Annotated in this window: 30 protein-coding genes and 1 pseudogene; all 31 read right to left on the bottom strand. The window is 67.4% G+C overall.

The annotated features are described in order from the left end of the window. Positions 1-95: 95 nt before the first annotated feature. Positions 96-923, bottom strand: coding sequence for a type I methionyl aminopeptidase (gene map, locus AB3X52_RS03360; protein WP_367991365.1), 828 nt, complete (start codon positions 921-923; stop codon positions 96-98). Positions 924-938: 15 nt separating this feature from the next. Next, entirely contained in the window at positions 939-1,514 is a 576-nt protein-coding gene (locus AB3X52_RS03355) for an adenylate kinase (protein ID WP_367991364.1), read from the bottom strand. Between the two features lie 55 nt (positions 1,515-1,569). Then, positions 1,570-2,874: a preprotein translocase subunit SecY gene (gene secY / locus AB3X52_RS03350; RefSeq protein WP_367991363.1), complete on the bottom strand. Its 1,305-nt coding sequence runs from the start codon at positions 2,872-2,874 to the stop codon at positions 1,570-1,572. Positions 2,875-3,035: 161 nt separating this feature from the next. Beyond that, positions 3,036-3,476, bottom strand: coding sequence for a 50S ribosomal protein L15 (gene rplO, locus AB3X52_RS03345; protein WP_367991362.1), 441 nt, complete (start codon positions 3,474-3,476; stop codon positions 3,036-3,038). Between the two features lies 1 nt (position 3,477). Beyond that, a complete protein-coding gene (rpmD, locus tag AB3X52_RS03340; RefSeq protein WP_225282794.1) occupies positions 3,478-3,660 on the bottom strand; it encodes a 50S ribosomal protein L30 in 183 nt (60 codons plus the stop codon). Beyond that, complete coding sequence (rpsE, locus tag AB3X52_RS03335) at positions 3,660-4,265, bottom strand: 30S ribosomal protein S5 (protein WP_367991361.1); 606 nt, start codon at positions 4,263-4,265, stop codon at positions 3,660-3,662. Before rpsE ends, rpmD begins: the two co-directional genes overlap by 1 nt. Positions 4,266-4,297: 32 nt before the next feature. Next, positions 4,298-4,681 (bottom strand): 50S ribosomal protein L18, encoded by a 384-nt coding sequence (rplR, locus tag AB3X52_RS03330; protein ID WP_367991360.1) that lies wholly within the window; start codon positions 4,679-4,681, stop codon positions 4,298-4,300. A 2-nt stretch (positions 4,682-4,683) separates the two neighbouring features. Beyond that, positions 4,684-5,223: a 50S ribosomal protein L6 gene (gene rplF, locus AB3X52_RS03325; protein WP_367991359.1), complete on the bottom strand. Its 540-nt coding sequence runs from the start codon at positions 5,221-5,223 to the stop codon at positions 4,684-4,686. 28 nt (positions 5,224-5,251) lie between these two features. Further along, complete coding sequence (rpsH, locus tag AB3X52_RS03320; RefSeq protein ID WP_367991358.1) at positions 5,252-5,659, bottom strand: 30S ribosomal protein S8; 408 nt, start codon at positions 5,657-5,659, stop codon at positions 5,252-5,254. Between the two features lie 87 nt (positions 5,660-5,746). Then, positions 5,747-5,932, bottom strand: a complete 186-nt coding sequence (locus tag AB3X52_RS03315) for a type Z 30S ribosomal protein S14 (RefSeq protein WP_017932844.1) — start codon at positions 5,930-5,932, stop codon at positions 5,747-5,749. Positions 5,933-5,937: 5 nt separating this feature from the next. Then, a complete protein-coding gene (gene rplE, locus AB3X52_RS03310) occupies positions 5,938-6,504 on the bottom strand; it encodes a 50S ribosomal protein L5 (RefSeq protein ID WP_367991357.1) in 567 nt (188 codons plus the stop codon). A gap of 1 nt (position 6,505) precedes the next feature. Beyond that, positions 6,506-6,865 carry a 50S ribosomal protein L24 gene (gene rplX, locus AB3X52_RS03305; protein ID WP_367991356.1) on the bottom strand — a complete coding sequence of 120 codons (360 nt, stop codon included), beginning with the start codon at positions 6,863-6,865 and terminating at the stop codon, positions 6,506-6,508. A gap of 3 nt (positions 6,866-6,868) precedes the next feature. Then, on the bottom strand, positions 6,869-7,237 hold the full coding sequence (rplN, locus tag AB3X52_RS03300; protein ID WP_367991355.1) for a 50S ribosomal protein L14: 369 nt from the start codon (positions 7,235-7,237) through the stop codon (positions 6,869-6,871). Positions 7,238-7,482: 245 nt separating this feature from the next. After that, positions 7,483-7,752, bottom strand: coding sequence for a 30S ribosomal protein S17 (gene rpsQ, locus AB3X52_RS03295; RefSeq protein WP_367991354.1), 270 nt, complete (start codon positions 7,750-7,752; stop codon positions 7,483-7,485). Position 7,753: 1 nt separating this feature from the next. Then, positions 7,754-7,993 (bottom strand): 50S ribosomal protein L29, encoded by a 240-nt coding sequence (gene rpmC / locus AB3X52_RS03290; protein WP_367991353.1) that lies wholly within the window; start codon positions 7,991-7,993, stop codon positions 7,754-7,756. Further along, entirely contained in the window at positions 7,993-8,412 is a 420-nt protein-coding gene (rplP, locus tag AB3X52_RS03285; RefSeq protein WP_367991352.1) for a 50S ribosomal protein L16, read from the bottom strand. Before rplP ends, rpmC begins: the two co-directional genes overlap by 1 nt. A gap of 5 nt (positions 8,413-8,417) precedes the next feature. Next, positions 8,418-9,257 carry a 30S ribosomal protein S3 gene (gene rpsC, locus AB3X52_RS03280; protein ID WP_367991351.1) on the bottom strand — a complete coding sequence of 280 codons (840 nt, stop codon included), beginning with the start codon at positions 9,255-9,257 and terminating at the stop codon, positions 8,418-8,420. Positions 9,258-9,263: 6 nt separating this feature from the next. Then, entirely contained in the window at positions 9,264-9,686 is a 423-nt protein-coding gene (gene rplV, locus AB3X52_RS03275; protein ID WP_367991350.1) for a 50S ribosomal protein L22, read from the bottom strand. A gap of 43 nt (positions 9,687-9,729) precedes the next feature. Further along, positions 9,730-10,011: a 30S ribosomal protein S19 gene (gene rpsS / locus AB3X52_RS03270; protein WP_367991349.1), complete on the bottom strand. Its 282-nt coding sequence runs from the start codon at positions 10,009-10,011 to the stop codon at positions 9,730-9,732. 5 nt (positions 10,012-10,016) lie between these two features. After that, positions 10,017-10,853 carry a 50S ribosomal protein L2 gene (gene rplB, locus AB3X52_RS03265; protein ID WP_367991348.1) on the bottom strand — a complete coding sequence of 279 codons (837 nt, stop codon included), beginning with the start codon at positions 10,851-10,853 and terminating at the stop codon, positions 10,017-10,019. A 27-nt stretch (positions 10,854-10,880) separates the two neighbouring features. Next, positions 10,881-11,186: a 50S ribosomal protein L23 gene (rplW, locus tag AB3X52_RS03260; protein ID WP_367991347.1), complete on the bottom strand. Its 306-nt coding sequence runs from the start codon at positions 11,184-11,186 to the stop codon at positions 10,881-10,883. A gap of 17 nt (positions 11,187-11,203) precedes the next feature. After that, positions 11,204-11,803, bottom strand: a pseudogene (gene rplD, locus AB3X52_RS03255) (50S ribosomal protein L4); the annotation flags it as partial. Between the two features lie 2 nt (positions 11,804-11,805). Further along, on the bottom strand, positions 11,806-12,477 hold the full coding sequence (rplC, locus tag AB3X52_RS03250) for a 50S ribosomal protein L3 (RefSeq protein WP_367991345.1): 672 nt from the start codon (positions 12,475-12,477) through the stop codon (positions 11,806-11,808). A 10-nt stretch (positions 12,478-12,487) separates the two neighbouring features. After that, the gene (gene rpsJ, locus AB3X52_RS03245) at positions 12,488-12,796 is read right to left on the bottom strand and encodes a 30S ribosomal protein S10 (RefSeq protein ID WP_008360994.1); all 309 of its coding nucleotides are present in this window, start codon (positions 12,794-12,796) and stop codon (positions 12,488-12,490) included. 427 nt (positions 12,797-13,223) lie between these two features. Further along, complete coding sequence (gene trmB / locus AB3X52_RS03240) at positions 13,224-13,949, bottom strand: tRNA (guanosine(46)-N7)-methyltransferase TrmB (protein WP_367991344.1); 726 nt, start codon at positions 13,947-13,949, stop codon at positions 13,224-13,226. 133 nt (positions 13,950-14,082) lie between these two features. Continuing rightward, positions 14,083-15,276, bottom strand: coding sequence for an elongation factor Tu (gene tuf / locus AB3X52_RS03235; protein WP_367991343.1), 1,194 nt, complete (start codon positions 15,274-15,276; stop codon positions 14,083-14,085). A 67-nt stretch (positions 15,277-15,343) separates the two neighbouring features. After that, positions 15,344-17,404: an elongation factor G gene (gene fusA / locus AB3X52_RS03230; protein ID WP_437440531.1), complete on the bottom strand. Its 2,061-nt coding sequence runs from the start codon at positions 17,402-17,404 to the stop codon at positions 15,344-15,346. A 121-nt stretch (positions 17,405-17,525) separates the two neighbouring features. Continuing rightward, positions 17,526-17,996, bottom strand: coding sequence for a 30S ribosomal protein S7 (gene rpsG / locus AB3X52_RS03225; RefSeq protein ID WP_367991341.1), 471 nt, complete (start codon positions 17,994-17,996; stop codon positions 17,526-17,528). A gap of 2 nt (positions 17,997-17,998) precedes the next feature. After that, positions 17,999-18,370, bottom strand: coding sequence for a 30S ribosomal protein S12 (rpsL, locus tag AB3X52_RS03220; protein ID WP_028660598.1), 372 nt, complete (start codon positions 18,368-18,370; stop codon positions 17,999-18,001). Positions 18,371-18,545: 175 nt separating this feature from the next. After that, positions 18,546-19,895, bottom strand: coding sequence for an MFS transporter (locus AB3X52_RS03215; RefSeq protein ID WP_367991340.1), 1,350 nt, complete (start codon positions 19,893-19,895; stop codon positions 18,546-18,548). Between the two features lie 10 nt (positions 19,896-19,905). After that, the gene (locus AB3X52_RS03210) at positions 19,906-20,352 is read right to left on the bottom strand and encodes a MarR family winged helix-turn-helix transcriptional regulator (protein WP_367991339.1); all 447 of its coding nucleotides are present in this window, start codon (positions 20,350-20,352) and stop codon (positions 19,906-19,908) included. Positions 20,353-20,374 lie beyond the last annotated feature (22 nt).

The raw sequence follows: 20,374 nt of genomic DNA, 5'->3' as shown, positions 1-20,374 counted from the left end.
TACCTAACGAGTCAACCCGGTCCGCGGGCCGGTCAACGAGAACGGGCCGGGACCCTCACCGTGGTGAGCGTCCCGGCCCGTGCCGGAGTCGGAGGTCAGCGCCCGCCGAAGGGAACGCCGAGCTCGCGGAGCATCTGCTCCCCGCCGTCGAGGGCGGTGAGCACCCAGAGACCGTTCGGCGTCAGGGTGAAGGTGTGCTCGAAGTGGGCGGCCGGGCTGCCGTCGAGGCTGATCACCGTCCACTCGTCCTCGAGCACCTCGGTCTCCTTGGTGCCCAGCGTGATCATCGGCTCCACGGCGAGCGCGAGGCCGCGCTGCAGCTTGGGCCCACGGCCGGGCTTGCCGAAGTTCGGGACGTTCGGCGCCTGGTGCATCTCCGAGCCGATGCCGTGGCCGACGTACTCCTCGACGATGCCGTACGACGCCCCGCGAGGCTGGCTGCGGACGTAGCTCTCGACCGCGTGGCTGATGTCGGTGACCCGGCCCCCGAGGCGCGCGGCCGCGATGCCGTGCCACATCGCCTGCTCGGTGACGCGCATCAGCTCCGTCACCTCGGGCGACACCGCGCCGAGCGCCACCGTGATCGCCGAGTCGCCGTGCCAGCCATCGACGATCGCGCCGCAGTCGATCGAGATCACGTCGCCCTCGGCGAGCACCTGCTCCCCCGGGATGCCGTGGACCACGACGTCGTTGACCGACGCGCAGATGGACGCCGGAAAGTCGTGGTAGCCCTTGAACGACGGCACGGCTCCCCGGGACCGGATCTGGTCCTCCGCGATCGCGTCGAGCTCGGCCGTCGTCATCCCGGGACGCACCGAGGCGCGCAGCACCTCGAGCGTCTCCCCGACGACGACGCCGGCCCGACGCATCGCGTCGATCTGGTCAGGCGTCTTGATCTGAACGCCGCGGTCGAACAGTCCCATCAGAAAACCGGTACGTCAGGATTCAGGAACCACGTCGAGGGCGCTGAAGACGCGCTTGGTGACGTCCTCGACCTCACCCATGCCGTCGATCTCGTGGACCAGGCCACGCTCCTTGTAAACGGCGATGAGCGGCTCGGTCTGCTCGAGGTAGACCTCCTGGCGGCGACGGATCACGTCCTCGGTGTCGTCGGCGCGACCTTCGACCTCGGCGCGCTGCAGCAGGCGCTGGACGATCTCCTCCTGGTCGACGGTCAGCACCACGACGGCGTCGAGCCGGTGACCGGTGAACCCGATCATGCCGTCCAGCTCGTCGACCTGGGCGAGCGTGCGCGGGTAGCCGTCGAGCAGGAAGCCGTGCTCGGCGTCGGGCTCGTCGATCCGGTTGCGGACCATGAGGTTGGTGACCTCGTCGGGGACGTACTCCCCCGCGTCCATGTACTTCTTCGCCTCGACGCCGAGCGGCGTGCCGGCGGAGACGTTGGCGCGGAAGATGTCGCCGGTGGAGATGGCCGGGATGCCGAAGTGCTCGGCGATGAACTTCGCCTGGGTGCCCTTACCGGCGCCCGGCGGGCCCATGATGATCAATCGCATTTCCGGGGCCCCCTGGAAATCGCGAGCGAAGCGAGTGATTTTCTGGGGTGGAACCTCATCGCAGGAATCCTTCATAGTTGCGCTGCTGGAGCTGGCTCTCGATCTGCTTCACCGTGTCGAGGGCGACGCCGACCATGATGAGGATCGACGTGCCACCGAACGGGAAGTTCTGGTTGGCGTTGATCAGCGCGAGCGCGATCAGCGGGATGAGCGCGATCAGACCGAGGTAGAGCGAGCCCGGCAGCGTGATGCGGGACAGGACGTAGGACAAGTAGTCCTCGGTCGGCTTGCCCGCCCGGATCCCGGGGATGAAGCCGCCGTACTTCTTCATGTTGTCGGCCACCTCGTGCGGGTTGAAGGTGATCGACACGTAGAAGTAGGTGAAGAAGACAATGAGGAGGAAGAACACCGCCATGTAGAGCGGGTGGTCGCCTCGCACGAGGTAGTCGTTGATCCAGGTGACCCAGCGGGACTTGCTGTTCTGGTTGAACTGCGCGGCCATCGCCGGCAGGTAGAGCAGCGAGCTCGCGAAGATCACCGGGATGACGCCGGCCTGGTTGACCTTGAGCGGGATGTAGGTCGAGCTGCCACCGAACATGCGCCGCCCCACCATGCGGCGGGCGTACTGCACCGGGATCCGGCGTTGTGCCTGCTCGATGAAGATGACGGCGGCCATGATCGCCAGGCCGATCACCGTCACGATCGTGAACATCCACCAGCCGTGGTCCTGCTTGACCGACCACATCGTGGCGGGGAACGTCGCGATGACCTGCGTGAAGATCAGGATCGACATCCCGTTGCCGATCCCGCGCTCGGTGATGAGCTCACCGAGCCACATGATGACCGCCGTGCCCGCGGTCATCGTCACGACCATGACGAGGAACGTCTTGGTGCTGTCGTCGTGCAACAGGTCCTGACTACACCCTTGGAGCAGGTTCTTCGAGCGCGCGAGCGCGACGATGCCGGTCGCCTGGAGCACGGCGAGACCCAGCGTGAGATAGCGGGTGTACTGCGTGATCTTCGTCTGGCCGGCCTGGCCCTCGTTCTTCAGCGCCTCGAGCCGCGGGATCACGACGACGAGCAACTGCAAGATGATGCTCGCGGTGATGTAGGGCATGATGCCGAGGGCGAAGATCGTCAGCTTGAGCAGCGCCCCGCCGGAGAACAGGTTGACCAGGTTGTAGAGACCCTGACCGGACCCCGACTTCACCCCGTTGATGCACTCCTGGACGTTCGCGACGTCGACACCGGGGGCAGGGATCTGCGAGCCCGCCCGGAAGATCACGATGACCATCAGGACGAACAGCAGCTTCTTGCGCAGATCCGGAGTCCGGAACGCGGAAGCGAACGCGCCAAGCACGGATGGGTTCCTCTTTCGACGATCAAGTTTCGCAGGGGCCCTGGCGGCCACGGCGAAGCCCCGCGCAGCCTAACAGGCTGGGGAAACGAAGAGCGCGGACGGGGTGCCCCTCGACGGGGTGCCCGTCCGCGCTCCCAGTGAACACGAGCTGGTGCGAGACCTCAGAGGACCGTGACGGTCCCGCCGGCGGCCTCGATCTTCTCCTTGGCGGAGCCGGAGAACGCGTTCGCGCTGACCTCGACCTTGACGGTCAGGTCGCCCTGACCGAGGACCTTGACCGGCTGGCCCTTGCGGACCGCGCCCTTCTCGACGAGGAGCTCGGGGGTGACGGTGCCACCCTCCGGGAACAGCTCGTTGAGCTTGGCGAGGTTGACCACCTGGAACTCCACCTTGAACGGGTTCTTGAACCCGCGCAGCTTCGGGAGCCGCATGTGGATCGGCATCTGGCCACCCTCGAAGCCGACCTTGACCTGGTAGCGGGCCTTGGTGCCCTTGGTGCCACGGCCGGCGGTCTTGCCCTTCGAGCCCTCACCGCGACCGACGCGGGTCTTGGCGGTCTTCGCGCCCTGAGCCGGGTGCAGGTTGTGAAGCTTGAGCGTCATGTCAGTCGACCTCCTCGACCGTCACCAGGTGACGGACGGTGTTGACCATGCCCCGGATCTCCGGGCGGTCCTCCTTGACGACCACGTCGTTGATCCGCTTCAGGCCGAGCGTGCGCAGGGTCTCACGCTGGTTCTTCTTCAGGCCGACGAGGCCCTTGTTCTGTGTGACCTTCAGCTGTGCCATCAGGCCGACACCTCCGCCGGAGCCTCGGCCCGCGCCTTGAGCAGGGCGGCCGGAGCGACGTCCTCGACGCTCATGCCGCGGCGAGCCGCGACGGACTCGGGCTGCTCGAGCATCTTGAGGGCCTCGACCGTCGCGTGGACGATGTTGATCTGGTTGGACGAACCGAGCGACTTGCTCAGCACGTCGTGGATGCCGGCGCACTCGAGCACGGCGCGCACCGGGCCACCGGCGATGACACCGGTACCAGGAGCGGCCGGACGCAGGAGGACGACACCGGCCGCCTTCTCGCCCTGCACCGGGTGCGGGATCGTGCCCTGGATGCGGGGGACGCGGAAGAAGTGCTTCTTCGCCTCCTCGACACCCTTGGCGATCGCCGCGGGAACTTCCTTCGCCTTGCCGTAGCCGACGCCGACCAGACCCTCACCGTCACCGACGATCACGAGGGCGGTGAAGCTGAAGCGACGACCACCCTTCACGACCTTGGCGACACGGTTGATCGCAACGACGCGCTCGATGTAGGCGGTCTTCTCGGCGTTCTGGCCGCGACGGTCGTCGCGGCCACCGCGTCGATCGCCACCGCGCTGTCCGCGCTGGGCTCCGCTCATCAGACTCTTCCTCTACTCTCTTGCTCTTGCGATCAGAAGGCCAGGCCGCCGTCGCGAGCGCCCTCAGCGAGCGCCGCAATACGGCCGTGGTACTTGTTGCCGGCCCGGTCGAAGACCACGGTCTCGACCCCGGCCGCCTTGGCCCGCTCGGCGACGAGCTCGCCGACACGCTTGGCCTTGGCGGTCTTGTCGCCCTCGGCACCGCGCAGGTCGGCCTCGATGGACGAGGCGTAGACCAGCGTCTTGCCGGCGAGGTCGTCGACGACCTGGGCGGTGATGTGCTTCGCCGAGCGGGTGACGACGAGGCGCGGGCGCTCCGGCGTACCGGACACCTTCTTGCGGCCGCGGACCTGACGACGCAGGCGCGACTTGACGCGAGCAGCGGTGTGCTTGTTGTTCGACAGCGAGATGGCCATGGTCACTTACCAGCCTTTCCGACCTTGCGGCGGATGTTCTCGCCGGCGTAACGGACGCCCTTGCCCTTGTAGGGCTCGGGCTTGCGCAGCTTGCGGATGTTGGCCGCGACCTCACCGACCTGCTGCTTGTCGATGCCCTGGACGCCGAACTTGGTCGGACCCTCGACCGTGAACGTGATGCCCTCGGGGGCGTTGAACGTGATCGGGTGCGAGTAGCCGAGCTGGAACTCCAGCTGCGTCGGGCCCTTGGACAGGACGCGGTAGCCGACGCCCACGATCTCGAGCTTCTTCTCGTAGCCCTCGGTCACGCCGATGACCATGTTGTTGATCAGGGTGCGGCTCAGGCCGTGCAGGGCCTTGCTCTGGCGCTCGTCGTCGGGGCGCTTGACCTCCAGGACGCCGTCGCTCTGCTCCACCGTGATCGGCGAGGCGACGGTGTGCGACAGCGTGCCCTTCGGGCCCTTGACGGTCACCTGGGCGCCGTCGATCGCGACGTCGACCCCGGCCGGGACCGTGACAGGAAGCTTGCCAATACGCGACATGTTCTTCTGCTCCTCTCTCGGTCTCTCGTCACCAGACGTAGGCGAGGACTTCCCCACCCACGCCCTTCTGGTTCGCCTGGCGGTCGGTCAGCAGACCCTGGCTGGTCGAGATGATCGCGACACCCAGGCCGCCGAGCACCTTGGGGAGGCCCGTGTGCTTGGCGTAGACACGCAGACCGGGCTTGCTGATGCGGCGTACGCCGGCGATCGAGCGCTCACGGTTGCGGCCGTACTTCAGGGTGATGGTCAGCGTCTTGCCGACCTCGCCCTCAGCGGGGTCGGCGACCTCGTACTTGGTGATGTAGCCCTCCTGCTGGAGGATCTCCGCGACGCCCTGCTTGAGCTTGCTGTAAGGCATGGAGACGGCGTCGTGGTACGCCTGGTTGGCGTTGCGCAGACGGGTGAGCATGTCTGCGATCGGGTCAGTCATCGTCATGGCCGAATGGCCCTTTCTCGTCGTGGTTTCGCCGGGCTCTCAGCGCCGGCGACCTTCAACGTCCGTGGATGTTGGAACGGTGATCGCTCACCAGGAGGACTTGGTGACGCCGGGAAGCTCGCCTCGGTGAGCCATCTCCCGCAGGCAGATCCGGCAGAGGCCGAACTTGCGGAACACAGCCTTGGGGCGGCCGCAGCGCTGGCAGCGGGTGTAGCCGCGCACCGCGAACTTGGGCTTGCGAGCGGCCTTGACCTTGAGCGCGGTCTTCGCCATCTTTCTCAGTTCTCCTTGAACGGGAAGCCGAGCGCCTTGAGCAGCGCACGACCCTGGTCGTCGGTGGTGGCCGTCGTCACGAGGGTGATGTCCATACCCCGCGAGCGGTCGATCTTGTCCTGGTCGATCTCGTGGAACATGACCTGCTCGGTGAGACCGAAGGTGTAGTTGCCACGACCGTCGAACTGGTTGCCGTTGAGGCCGCGGAAGTCGCGGATACGCGGCAGCGCGAGGGTCAGCAGGCGGTCGAGGAACTCCCACATGCGGTCGCCACGCAGCGTGACGTGCGCGCCGATCGGCATGCCCTCACGCAGCTTGAACTGCGCGATCGACTTCTTGGCGCGGTTGACCAGCGGCTTCTGGCCGGTGATCGCGGTGAGGTCGCGGACGGCGCCCTCGATCAGCTTGGAGTCGCGAGCAGCCTCGCCGACACCCATGTTGACCACGATCTTGGTCAGGCCGGGGATCTGCATGACGTTCGCGATCTCGAACTGCTGCTGCAGGGCCGGCGCGATCTCAGCGCGGTACTTGGCCTTGAGACGCGGAGCCGTCTTCACTGCGGTCTCGGTCATGTCAGATTTCCTTACCGGTCTTGCGCGAGATGCGGACGCTGCGCTCGGCGGCGTACGTCGACCCGTCCGGGCGGCGCTTGGTCACCGCGTCGCGGCGGAAGCCCACGCGGACGGTCTCGCCGTCCTCGAGCAGCATCACGTTGGAGACGTGGATCGGGGCCTCGGTGGTGACGATGCCGCCGGTGGTGCCGGCGCGGCCGCCCTGGTCCTGCACCTTGGTGTGCTTCTTGACCCGGTTGACGCCCTCGACGATCACGCGCTCCTCGGACGGGATGACGGCGATGACCTTGCCCTCGGCGCCCTTGTCCTTGCCCGCGATCACCTTGACGGTGTCGCCCTTCTTGATGTGGCTCTTACCCATGAGTCAGAGCACCTCCGGCGCCAGCGAGATGATCTTCATGAACTTCTTGTCGCGCAGCTCGCGGCCGACCGGGCCGAAGATGCGGGTGCCTCGCGGCTCGCCGTCGTTCTTGAGGATGACGGCAGCGTTCTCGTCGAAGCGGATGTAGGAACCGTCCGGACGACGGCGCTCCTTCACGGTGCGCACGACGACGGCCTTGACGACGTCACCCTTCTTGACGTTGCCACCGGGGATCGCGTCCTTCACGGTGGCGACGATGACGTCACCGATGCCGGCGTAGCGACGACCCGAGCCACCGAGAACGCGGATGCAGAGGATCTCCTTCGCACCCGTGTTGTCGGCGACCTTGAGTCGCGACTCCTGCTGGATCATTACTTCTCCTTGTCGAGCTGGTTCTCAGCCGCGTCCAGGGCGGATGAGCCTTGCCGAACTGATAGGGATGTGGCGGGCGACAGGCCCAGCTACCTATGGTCGCTGGGCCTGCCTCCCAGGGTCAATTTGACGGCGTACGCCGCCGACCGGATGCGCCCCGAGGGACGCAGGTCACGTGGCCTGCTCGCGATGCTCGCGGCCTGCGTTCGCTCGGGCCGAGACGAGCACGCTCGCTCGGCCCTCGCTCACTTGGCCTTCTCGAGAATCTCGACCAGGCGCCAGCGCTTCGTCGCCGACAGCGGGCGGGTCTCCATGACGAGCACGCGGTCGCCGATGCCGGCGGTGTTCTGCTCGTCGTGGGCCTTCAGCTTGCTGGTACGACGCATGACCTTGCCGTAGAGCGGGTGCTTCACGCGGTCCTCGACCTCGACGACGATGGTCTTGTCCATCTTGTCGCTCACGACGAGGCCCTGCGCGGTCTTGCGCCGGTTGCGCTCAGTGGTCTGCTCAGCCATCTCAGGCCTCCTCGTTGCTTGCACCCGGGGCGGTCCGGATGCCGAGCTCGCGCTCACGCACCACGGTGTAGATCCGGGCGATGTCCTTCTTGACCGTGCGAAGCCGACCGTGGCTCTCCAGCTGGCCGGTGGCCGCCTGGAAACGGAGGTTGAAGAGCTCCTCCTTGGCCTCGCGCAGCTTCGCCTCGAGGTCGACGTCGTTGAGCTCGTCGAGCTCGTGCGCCTTCAGGGAGTTCGTCATCAGAACTCACCAGCCTCTCGCGTGATGAAACGGCACTTCATGGGGAGCTTGTGGATCGCGCGGCGCATCGCCTCGCGGGCCACGTCCTCCGGCACACCGGAGAGCTCGAACATGACACGGCCGGGCTTGACGTTGGCGACCCACCACTCGGGCGAGCCCTTACCGGAACCCATGCGGGTCTCCGCGGGCTTCTTGGTCAGCGGGCGGTCGGGGTAGATGTTGATCCACACCTTGCCGCCACGCTTGATGTGACGGGTCATCGCGATACGCGCCGACTCGATCTGTCGGTTGGTCACGTAGTGACCCTCGATCGCCTGGATACCGAAGTCACCGAAGGCCAGCTTGGTGCCACCCTTGGCCGCGCCGGTGCGCTTGGGGTGGTGCTGCTTGCGGTGCTTCAGCCGACGGGGCATCAGCATGACGGTCAGCCCTCCTGGGTCTCAGCGGGAGTGGCGGCCGCGGCGGTGTCGCCGCCGGCCGGCGCCTCGGTCACCGCGGGCGCGTCGGCGCCACGGGAACCGCGCGAACCACGGTTCGGACGGTCGCCGCCACGGCTCGGACGGTCGCCACGGCCACGGCGGTCACCGCGGCCGGGGACACCGGCGCGAGCGGCCTGGGCGGCCTGGCGCTCGGCACGGGAGCCGGACACCTCGCCCTTGTAGATCCAGACCTTCACGCCGATGCGGCCGAAGGTCGTGCGGGCCTCGTAGAAGCCGTAGTCGATGTCGGCACGCAGGGTGTGCAGCGGCACGCGACCCTCGCGGTAGAACTCGGTGCGCGACATCTCGGCGCCGTTGAGGCGGCCCGAGCACTGGATCCGGATGCCCTTGGCACCCGAGCGCATCGTGGTCTGCATCGCCTTGCGCATCGCGCGACGGAACTGCACGCGGCCCGACAGCTGCTCGGCCACACCCTGCGCGACCAGCTGAGCGTCGACCTCGGGGTTCTTGACCTCGAGGATGTTCAGCTGGACCTGCTTGCCGGTGAGCTTCTCGAGCTCGCCACGGATGCGGTCGGCCTCGGCGCCGCGGCGGCCGATCACGATGCCCGGACGCGCCGTGTGGATGTCCACCCGGACGCGGTCGCGGGTGCGCTCGATCTCGACCTTGGCGATGCCGGCCCGCTCCATGCCCTTGGAGAGCAGCTTGCGGATGGCCACGTCCTCGCCGACGTACGACTTGTAGAGCTTGTCGGCGTACCAACGCGACTTGTGGTCGGTCGAGATGCCGAGGCGGAAGCCGTTCGGGTTGATCTTCTGACCCATGAGACCTCAGGCCCCCTTCTTCTTCTGTCCGAGGACGCTGTGGGGCTGGACGACCAGGGTGATGTGCGAGGTCCGCTTGTTGATGCGGGTCGCGCGGCCCTGGGCACGCGGACGCCAACGCTTCATCGTCGGGCCCTCGTCGACCATGGCGACGGAGACCACCAGGTCGCCGCGCTCGAGACCCTCAGTGGTCTCGGCGTTGGCGATGGCGCTCTCCAGCACCTTGTAGACGGTCTCCGAGGCGGCCTGCGGCGCGAAGGCCAGCAGCGACAGTGCCTCGTCGACGGGCAGGCCACGGACCAGGTCGACGACCCGGCGCGCCTTCAGCGGGGTGATCCGCACGTAGCGGGCACTCGCGAAGGCACCCGGCTGGTCGCCGAGCAGCGACTCGCGGCGGGCGCTCACGCGCCGGCGCTCAGTAACGCTCATTTGCTCGTTATCTCCAGTTTCTCCAGGTTGGGAGCGCCCCGCCTCAGCGGCGGCGGCCCTTCCGGTCTTCCTTCACGTGACCCTTGTACGTGCGGGTCGGGGCGAACTCGCCCAGCTTGTGGCCGACCATCGAGTCGGACACGAACACCGGGACGTGCTTGCGGCCGTCGTGCACCGCGATCGTGTGACCGATCATGCTCGGCACGATCATCGACCGGCGCGACCAGGTCTTGATGACGTTGTGGGTGCCCTTCTCGTTCTCGGCGTCCACCTTCTTCTGCAGGTGGTCGTCGACGAAGGGGCCCTTCTTCAGGCTGCGAGGCATGTCGGTTACTTCCTACCCTTGCCGGACTTGCGACGACGGATGATCTGGGAGTCGGAGGCCTTCCGCTTGCGCGTGCGGCCCTCGGGCTTGCCCCACGGGCTGACCGGGTGACGACCACCCGAGGTCTTGCCCTCACCACCACCGTGCGGGTGGTCGACCGGGTTCATGACCACACCACGGACGGTCGGGCGCTTGCCCTTCCACCGCATGCGGCCGGCCTTGCCCCAGTTGATGTTCGACTGCTCGGCGTTGCCGACCTCGCCGACCGTCGCGCGGCAGCGGACGTCGACGAAGCGCATCTCGCCGGAGGGCATGCGCAGCGTGGCGCGGCTGCCCTCACGGGCGACCAGCTGGGCACTGATGCCGGCCGAGCGGGCGATCTTCGCGCCGCCGCCCGGACGCAGCTCCACCGCGTGGATGGTCGTGCCGACCGGGATGTTGCGCAGCGGCAGGTTGTTGCCCGGCTTGATGTCGGCCGTCGGGCCCGACTCCACCGCGGAGCCCTGGACCAGGTCCTTCGGCGCGATGATGTAGCGCTTCTCGCCGTCGGCGTAGTGGAGCAGCGCGATGCGCGCGGTGCGGTTGGGGTCGTACTCGATGTGAGCGACCTTGGCCGGAACGCCGTCCTTGTCGTAGCGACGGAAGTCGATGATGCGGTAGGCCCGCTTGTGGCCACCACCCTGGTGACGGGTGGTGATGCGGCCCTGGTTGTTGCGACCGCCCTTCTTGGGCAGCGGACGCGTCAGCGACTTCTCGGGGGTCGTCCGGGTGATCTCGACGAAGTCGGCCACCGAGGCGCCACGACGGCCCGGGGTGGTCGGCTTGTACTTGCGGATAGCCATGTGTTCTTCAGTCCTCCTACGACCCGGTCAGGAGACCGGACCCCCGAAGATGTCGATGCGGTCACCCTCGGCGAGGCTGACGATCGCGCGCTTGGTGTCCTTGCGCTTCCCCAGGCCGACGCGCGTGCGGCGGGTCTTGCCGGGGCGGTTGATCGTGTTGACCGAGGTCACCTTGACGTTGAACACCTTCTCGACCGCGATCTTGATCTCGGTCTTGTTGGCGTCCGGACGCACGAGGAAGGTGTACTTGTTCTGGTCGAGCAGCCCGTAGCTCTTCTCCGAGACGACGGGCGCGATCAGGATGTCGCGCGGGTCGTAGTGCAGCGTGCTCACTTGGCAGCCTCCGTCTCGTTACCGGTCTTCGCACCCACGAAGGCGTCGTAGGCGGCCTTGGAGAAGACCACGTCGTCCGAGGCCAGCACGTCGTACGTGTTGAGCTGGTCGGCGGCGACGATGTGGACCTCAGCCGCGTTGCGCAGCGACAGCCACGCCACGGTCTCGGCCCGGTCGAGCACGACCAGGAACTTCGTGCGGTCGGTCAGCGCGCGGAGCGCGGTGAGCGCGGCCTTCGTCGACGGGGTCTCGCCGAGGTCGAACTCGACCACGTGGATCCGGTCGTTCACGGCGCGGTCCGAGAGCGCGCCGCGGAGCGCGGCGGCCTTCATCTTCTTGGGGGTCCGCTGGTCGTAGTTGCGCGGCTGGGGACCGTGAACGGTGCCACCGCCGGCGAACTGCGGCGCGCGGGTCGAACCCTGGCGGGCGCGGCCCGTGCCCTTCTGCTTGTAGGGCTTCCGGCCACCACCGCGGACCTCGCCGCGGGTCTTGGTGGCGTGCGTGCCCTGGCGCGCGGCGGCCTGCTGCGCGACGACGACCTGGTGGATCAGCGGCACGTTGACCTCGACGCCGAAGATCTCGGCCGGCAGGTCGACCTTGACAGTGTTGATAGCCATGCTCAGGCCTCCTTGCCAGAAATCTGAGTCTGCTTCGCGGCCGAGCGCAGGACGACGAGACCACCCTTGGGGCCGGGGACGGCGCCCTTGAGGAGGATCAGGCCCTTCTCAGCGTCGACCGCGTGCACGGTCAGGTTCTGGGTGGTGACGGTGTCGGTACCCATGTGGCCGGCCATGCGGACGCCCTTGAACACGCGACCGGGGGTGGCGCAAGCGCCGATCGAGCCCGGCTTGCGGTGGTTGCGGTGAGCACCGTGCGAGGCGGACACACCGGCGAAGCCGTGACGCTTCATCGTGCCGGCGAAGCCCTTGCCCTTGCTGGTGCCGGTCACGTCGATCTCCTCGCCGGCGGCGAAGGTGTCGACGGGGAGCTCCTGGCCGACGGTGTAGGACGCGGCGTCGGCGGTGCGGATCTCGACCAGGTGCCGGCGCGGCGTGGTGCCGGCCTTGGCGAACTGGCCCGCGAGCGGCTTGGTGACCTTGCGACCCTCGATCTCGCCGAAGCCGACCTGGACGGCGTTGTAGCCGTCGGTCTCAGGCGTGCGGATCTGAGTGATCACGTTGGTGCTCGCGGCGATCACGGTCACGGGGACGACGCGGTTGTTCTCGTCCCAGAGCTGGGTCATGCCGAGCTTGGTGCCCAGCAGGCCCTTCACGTTGCGTTCGATCGTCATGTCAGGGACCTCAGAGCTTGATCTCGATGTCGACGCCGGCGGGGAGGTCGAGACGCATGAGCGAGTCGACGGTCTTCGGCGTGGGGTCGATGATGTCGATGAGGCGCTTGTGGGTGCGCATCTCGAAGTGCTCGCGGGAGTCCTTGTACTTGTGGGGCGAGCGGATGACGCAGTACACGTTCTTCTCGGTCGGCAGCGGCACCGGGCCGGCGACCTTGGCACCCGTACGGGTGACCGTGTCCACGATCTTGCGCGCCGAGGTGTCGATCACCTCGTGGTCATAGGCCTTGAGCCTGATGCGGATCTTCTGTCCCGCCATCTGTCTCTCTCGTCCTTCTCGTAAGCGTTGCCGCGTGCGTTTCGGGACGTCCTCCGGTTGAGTCGGTCCCGCCCCATCACTCCAACCGCTGCCGACTCGACCCCCGCGGTCGGGCGTGTCGCATATCAGAGGGGCACTCTGAGCATGCGGACCTGCCTGCCTCGGCGAGGGACTCGCCTGCAGTTGTTTCGGCACCTGGCGGCTTGCCAGGATCGAACCGCCTCTCCCACATCGCTGTGGGGGTCGGGATGGGCACACACCGATCACCGACCAGTTCCCGGAGCGAGGCCGTGAGGCTCCGCGGGAGACGCGATTCAGTAATCAAGATGTGCCGCACCCCAGCGACTCGCCGGAGCAACCAGACAAGTTTGTCAGACTCCCGGGCGTGTCGCCAAATCTGCGCGGCGCCAAGGCTCGCTGGCGGGGATCAGCCCACCCGCCGATAGACCAGATCGGTGATCGACCGGCCCTTCGCCAGCCCCTTGCGCTCGAACTTCGTGACCGGACGCTCGTCCCAGCGCTCGACCACTCCCCCCTCGAGCAGCGGCTCGGCGCCGAGAACGTCCTGCATCTGATCGGCGTAGTCCGACCAGTCGGTGGCGAGCCGCCAGGCGGCGCCGGGGGCGAGCCGCTCCGCGATCATCCGGGCATTCACCGCGTTGACGAGCCGACGCTTGTGGTGCCGACTCTTGTGCCAGGGGTCCGGGAAGAACGTCCACAGCTCCGCCAGGGTGGCCGCCGGCACCAGCTGCTCGAGCATCCACACCGCATCGACACTGCACAGGCGCACGTTGTCGACGCCCGCGTCGTCCAGCCGGCCGAGCGTCTCCGCGACCCCCGGCCGCCAGACCTCGAGCGCCAGGACGTTGTACGACGGCCGGCTCGCCGCCAGCGCCGCGGTCGCCTCGCCGACACCTGAGCCGATCTCCACGATGAGCGGCGCCTCCCGGCCGAACGCGTCGGGGACGGCGAAGCCGGGTTCGTCGACCGCCTCGTCAGGAATGAACCAGGCGGCGTGGTGGGCGTCCCATGCCGCCTGCTGCTTCGGTGTGAAGCGGCTCCCCCGCCGGGCGTAGGTCAGCACCTCGCGCAGCGGCCGGCCGTCCTCGGTCAGCTTGTGGTGGGGCCGGGCCGGGCGGACGCGCTCGTTCATGGGCACATTGTCTCGTCGGCGTACGCCTTCGCCGAATTGCCCGGGCCCGACATGCGCAGCCCGAAATGCCGGAAGGGCTCCCCGGCCGAAGCCGGGGAGCCCTCCGTGGGTCGCGGGACGAACCCGCTCTAGATCACTTGTTGATCTTGGTGACGCGGCCCGCACCGACGGTGCGGCCACCCTCACGGATCGCGAAGCGGAGGCCCTCGTCCATCGCGATGGGCTGGATGAGCTCGACCGACATCTCGGTGTTGTCACCCGGCATGACCATCTCGGTGCCCTCGGGCAGGGTCACGACGCCCGTCACGTCCGTGGTACGGAAGTAGAACTGCGGGCGGTAGTTGTTGAAGAACGGCGTGTGACGGCCGCCCTCCTCCTTCGAGAGGATGTAGACCGACGCCTCGAAGTTGGTGTGCGGGGTCGTGGTGCCCGGCTTGATGACGACCATGCCGCGCTCGACGTCCTCGCGCTTGGTGCCACGCAGGAGCAGACCGACGTTCTCGCCCGCCTGGCCCTCGTCGAGGAGCTTGCGGAACATCTCGACACCGGTGACGGTGGTCTTCTGCGAGCTCTCGCGGATGCCGACGATCTCGACCTCCTCGCCGACCTTGACGATGCCGCGCTCGATACGACCGGTGATGACGGTGCCACGACCGGTGATCGTGAAGACGTCCTCGACCGGCATCAGGAACGGCTTGTCGGTGTCGCGCTCCGGGGTCGGGATGTAGTCGTCGACGGCCTGCATGAGCTCGGCGATCGACTCGCCCCACTTGGCGTCGCCCTGCAGCGCCGGGAAGGCGGCCACGCGGACGACCGGGATGTCGTCACCCGGGAACTCGTACTCGTTGAGGAGCTCGCGCACCTCCATCTCGACGAGCTCGATGAGCTCCTCGTCGTCGACCATGTCGCACTTGTTGAGCGCGACGACGATCGCCGGGACGCCGACCTGGCGGGCGAGCAGCACGTGCTCACGCGTCTGCGGCATGGGGCCGTCGGTTGCGGCGACCACGAGGATGGCGCCGTCCATCTGCGCCGCACCGGTGATCATGTTCTTGATGTAGTCCGCGTGACCCGGGCAGTCGACGTGGGCGTAGTGACGGTTCTCCGTCTGGTACTCCACGTGAGCGATCGAGATCGTGATACCGCGCTGACGCTCCTCGGGCGCCTTGTCGATCTCGTCGAACGGCGTGAACGGGTTCAGCTCCGGGTACTTGTCGTGCAGCACCTTCGTGATCGCCGCGGTAAGGGTCGTCTTACCGTGGTCGATGTGACCGATCGTGCCGATGTTGACGTGCGGCTTGGTCCGCTCGAACTTCGCCTTAGCCACTGTGGGCTCCTCCTGGTGTGTGTGTTACTTGACTCGTACTGAGTGCGGTGAACCGAGGCATGGGCGATTATTCGCCGCGAGCCTTCTTGATGATCTCGTCGGCGATGTTCGTGGGAACCTCGGCGTACGAGTCGAACTCCATCGAGTACGAGGCCTGGCCCGAGGTCTTGGACCGCAGGTCACCGACGTACCCGAACATCTCGGACAGCGGGACGAGCGCGCTGACGACGATGTCGCCGTGGCGCTCCTCCTGCGCACGGATCTGGCCGCGGCGGGAGTTGATGTCACCGATCACCGTGCCGAGGAAGTTCTCGGGCGTGGTGACCTCGACGGCGAACATCGGCTCCAGCAGGACCGGCTTCGCCTGGCGGGCGGCCTCCTTGAAGGCCTGGTTGCCGGCGATCTTGAACGCGAGCTCGGACGAGTCGACGTCGTGGTAGGCGCCGTCCTCGAGCGAGAACTTCACGTCGACCATCGGGAAGCCGGCGAGCACGCCGAACTCCATGGCGTCCTGGCCACCCTGGTCGACCGAGGGGATGTACTCCTTCGGGACGCGACCACCGGTGACGTTGTTGGCGAACTCGTAGCCCGCACCCAGGCCCGTCTCGGGGTCGAGGTTGGGCTCGAGCGAGACGACGACCTTCGCGAACTGGCCGGAGCCACCGGTCTGCTTCTTGTGGGTGTAGCTGTGGTTCTCCACCTTGCGGCGGATGGTCTCGCGGTAGGCCACCTGCGGCTTGCCGACGGTCGCCTCGACCCGGAACTCGCGCTTCATCCGGTCGACGAGGATCTCCAGGTGGAGCTCGCCCATGCCGGCGATGATCGTCTGGCCGGTCTCCTCGTCGGTCTTGACGGTGAAGGTCGGGTCCTCGTCGGAGAGACGCTGGATCGCGATGCCGAGCTTCTCCTGGTCGCCCTTCGTCTTCGGCTCGATGGCGACCTCGATCACCGGGGCCGGGAAGGTCATCGACTCGAGGACCACCGGGTTGGCCGGGTCGCATAGCGTGTGACCGGTCTTGGTGTCCTTCAGGCCCATGACGGCCACGATCTGGCCGGCGCCGACCGACGCGATCTCCTCACGCTTGTTGGCGTGCATCTGGTAGACCTTGCCGATCCGCTCCTTCTTGCCGCTGACCGAGTTGAGCACGGTCGAGCCGGCCTCCAGCTTGCCGGAGTAGACGCGGACGTAGATCAGCTTGCCGAGGTGCGGGTCGGACGCGATCTTGTAGGCGAGGCCGGAGAACGGCTCGGCGTCGGAGGGCTTCCGGGCGATCTCAGTCTCCTCGTCGCCCGGCTTGTGGCCGACGATGGCCTCGATGTCGACCGGGGAGGGGAGGTAGTTGACGACCGCGTCGAGCAGGGGCTGGACGCCCTTGTTCTTGAAGGCCGTGCCGCACAGGACCGGGTTGAGCTTGTCCGCCAGGGTGGCGCGGCGGATCGCCGCGTTGAGCTCGTCGACGGAGAGCTCCTCACCCTCGAGGTACTTCTCCATGACCTCGTCGTCGGCCTCGGCCAGCGTCTCGAGGAGCTTCTCGCGGTATTCCGCGGCCTGGTCCTCGAGCTCGGCCGGGATCTCCTCGACGGAGTAGTCCTCGCCCATCTTGGTCTCGCCGCGCCAGGTCAGCGCGCGCATGCCGACCAGGTCGATCACACCGAGGAAGTCGGACTCGGCGCCGATCGGCAGCTGGAGGACGAGCGGGGTGGAGTTGAGGCGCTCGACCATCATGTCGACGCAGCGGAAGAAGTCCGCGCCGGTGCGGTCGAGCTTGTTGACGAAGCACATCCGGGGCACGGAGTACTTGTTGGCCTGGCGCCAGACCGTCATGGTCTGCGGCTCGACGCCGGCCACGCCGTCGAACACGGCGACAGCGCCGTCGAGGACGCGCAGGGAACGCTCGACCTCGGCGGTGAAGTCCACGTGGCCGGGGGTGTCGATGATGTTGATCTGGTGGTTCTTCCACCAGCAGGTCGTCGCGGCGGACGTGATGGTGATGCCGCGCTCCTGCTCCTGCTCCATCCAGTCCATCGTGGCAGCGCCCTCGTGGACCTCACCGATCTTGTAGGTGATGCCGGTGTAGAACAGGATGCGCTCGGTGGTGGTGGTCTTACCGGCATCGATGTGAGCCATGATGCCGATGTTGCGGACGACCTTGAGGTCCGTGGTGATGTCGACAGCCACTGTCTGTGCGTTCCTTAGAAGTCGGGATTGGCGCGATCCGGGGGCCGCCGCTGGTGGCCCCCGGTGTCGCTTACCAGCGGTAGTGCGCGAAGGCCCGGTTGGACTCCGCCATCTTGTGGGTGTCCTCGCGCTTCTTGACCGAGGCGCCGAGACCGTTGCTGGCGTCGAGGATCTCGTTCATGAGGCGCTCAGCCATCGTCTTCTCGCGACGGTCCTGGGCGTAGCCGACGAGCCAGCGCAGCGCCAGCGTGGTGCCGCGGGTGCCCTTGACCTCGATCGGAACCTGGTAGGTCGCGCCACCGACGCGGCGGGACTTGACCTCGACGGCCGGCTTCACGTTGTCCATCGCACGCTTGAGCGTGACGACCGGGTCGGTCCCGGTCTTCTCGCGGCAGCCCTCGAGGGCGCCGTACACGATGCGCTGAGCGACCTGCTTCTTGCCGTCCATCAGCACCTTGGAGACCAGCTGGGAGACGAGCTGGGACCCGTAGACCGGGTCGACGTCGATCGGCCGCTTCGGGGCCGGACCCTTGCGCGGCATCCTTACTTCTCCTTCTTCGCGCCGTAGCGGCTGCGTGCCTGCTTGCGGTTCTTCACGCCCTGGGTGTCGAGCGTGCCACGGATGATCTTGTAGCGGACACCGGGGAGGTCCTTCACACGACCACCGCGGACGAGCACGATCGAGTGCTCCTGAAGATTGTGACCGACGCCCGGGATGTAAGCGGTGACCTCGACGCCGCTCGAGAGGCGCACACGGGCGACCTTCCGGAGGGCGGAGTTCGGCTTCTTGGGCGTGGTGGTGTAGACGCGGGTGCAGACGCCACGGCGCTGCGGAGACCCCTTCAGGGCAGGCGTCTTGTTCTTCGACACCTTGTCCTGGCGGCCCTTGCGGACCAACTGCTGAATGGTGGGCACCTGGTGGTTCCCCTTCTTTTCTGCTCTCACTACGCGGCGATCTGCCCCGCAGGACCGTGCTGCCATCGCTGGCGTTCGTGTCTGAGTGGTGCACTACCAACCGGTGTCGTCTCGCCCCCGAGGTCGGGCGTGTCGCCCTTCCTCAACACCGCTTTTCACGGCATGATCACCGATCTCAGTGTGGGAGCGGCGCCCGGTCCTCGATCTCTTGACTCTCGGATGCTTTCCGGGCACGCGCAACGGCCTGGTTGTCCCAGACACGCGGAAAAAGGCTACCGGGCGCTGTAGGTGCGGTCAAAACGCTGCGATGCTGCTGGCTCAACCGGGCCAGGAGGAGGACGGCCAGCACGACGCCGACCAGCGTGAGCGCGCCTCCGGACCACAGCGCCCACCGGGCGCCGAGGTGCTCCCCCACCCAGCCGATGACCGGCGAGCCGATCGGGGTCCCGCCCTGGACGACGGTCATGTAGAGGGCCATGACGCGACCCCGCATCACCGGGTCCGACGCGGTCTGCATCGTCGCGTTGGCACTGTTGAGCAGCGTGATCGTGCAGAACCCGATGAGCGGGCAGAAGATCGCGAAGCTGACGTAGGTCGGCATCGACCCGCCCACGATCTCGGCGACGCCGAAGCCGGCCGCCGCGAACGCGAGGAGCCGCAGCGGGATCGTCGTACGGCGGGCGGCGAGCAGCGCTCCGGTGAGCGAGCCGATCGCGAGGGTCGAGCCCAGGATGCCGAACTCGCCCGCGCCCTTGCCGAACACCTGGGTCGCCATCAGGGAGGACGTGACCTGGAAGTTCATGCCGAAGGTGCCGGCGAAGAAGACCAGCACCAGGACGTAGAGCATGCGCGGCTGGGTGCGGACATAGGCCACCCCTTCGCGCAGGGCGCCCTTGCCGCGCGCACGCAGCTTCGGGGAGTTGAGCAGGGCGGTGTTCATCCGCTGGAGCTGCCCGATGACCGCGAGATAGGAGACCGCGTTGATCAGGATCACGATGCCGGTCGCGGTCGCACCGCCCCCGAAGAGCGCGATGAGCAGGCCGGCGAGCGCCGGACCGACGATGCGCGCGGTGTTGAAGCTCGCCGAGTTGAGCCCGACGGCGTTGGTGAGGTCGTCGGGGCCGACCATCTCCGACACGAACGATTGGCGCGCCGGCACGTCGAAGGCCGAGCCCACCCCGAAGAGGAACGCGATGACGTAGACCATCCAGATCTCGGCGACCCCCGCGAGCGCGAGGACACCGAGCAGGAAGGACGCCGCGGCCATCGAGGCCTGCGTGACCTGGAGCATCCGGCGCTTGGAGAAGCGGTCCGCGACGACCCCGGCGTACGGCGTCAGGAGCAGCACCGGGAGGAACTGGAGCGCCGTGACGATGCCGAGATCGGTCCCGCCCCCGTGGAGCGGCTTGAGCACGAGCCAGTCCTGCGCGGTCCGCTGGAGCCAGGTCCCGGTGTTCGAGACCACGCTACCGGCCAGGTAGAGCCGGTAGTTCGGGTTGCGTAGCGCGCGGAAGGTCGGACTCATGCGGTGCCGATCATTGGGAAGCGATTCTCTCCAGGATGGGGGCGGCCCGGCGGATCACGTCGATCTCGTCGGGGGAAAGCTCGGACAGGCGCTGGGCCAGCCAGGCGTCGCGGCTGGCGCGGTCGGCCTTGACGGTCTTGCGGCCCTTCTCGGTGATGGACACCAGGACCTGTCGGCGGTCGGAGTCCCCGGGGCGGCGGGTGACAAAGCCACCCTCCTCGAGGAAGTTGACCGTCCGCGTCATGCTGGGCGGCTGGACCCGCTCGCGGGCGGCCAGCTCCCCCAGCGTCGTCTCGCCGTTGGCGACGAGGGCTCCGAGCACCGCCATCGAGCCGAGCGAGAGCACGTTGCTCGGATGACGCTCGTTGGCAAGACGGCGGCGGAGCCGCATGACCGAGATGCGCAGGACCGACGCCAGGCCGGCGTCCGTGCGAGCGATGTTCTCCAGCGTGGGCATGTCATGAGCCTAACTCATTACC

This window comes from Nocardioides eburneus (genome assembly GCF_040838215.1).
GTDB lineage: Bacteria > Actinomycetota > Actinomycetes > Propionibacteriales > Nocardioidaceae > Nocardioides > Nocardioides eburneus.
This window is presented reverse-complemented; position numbering and strand designations above follow the sequence as displayed.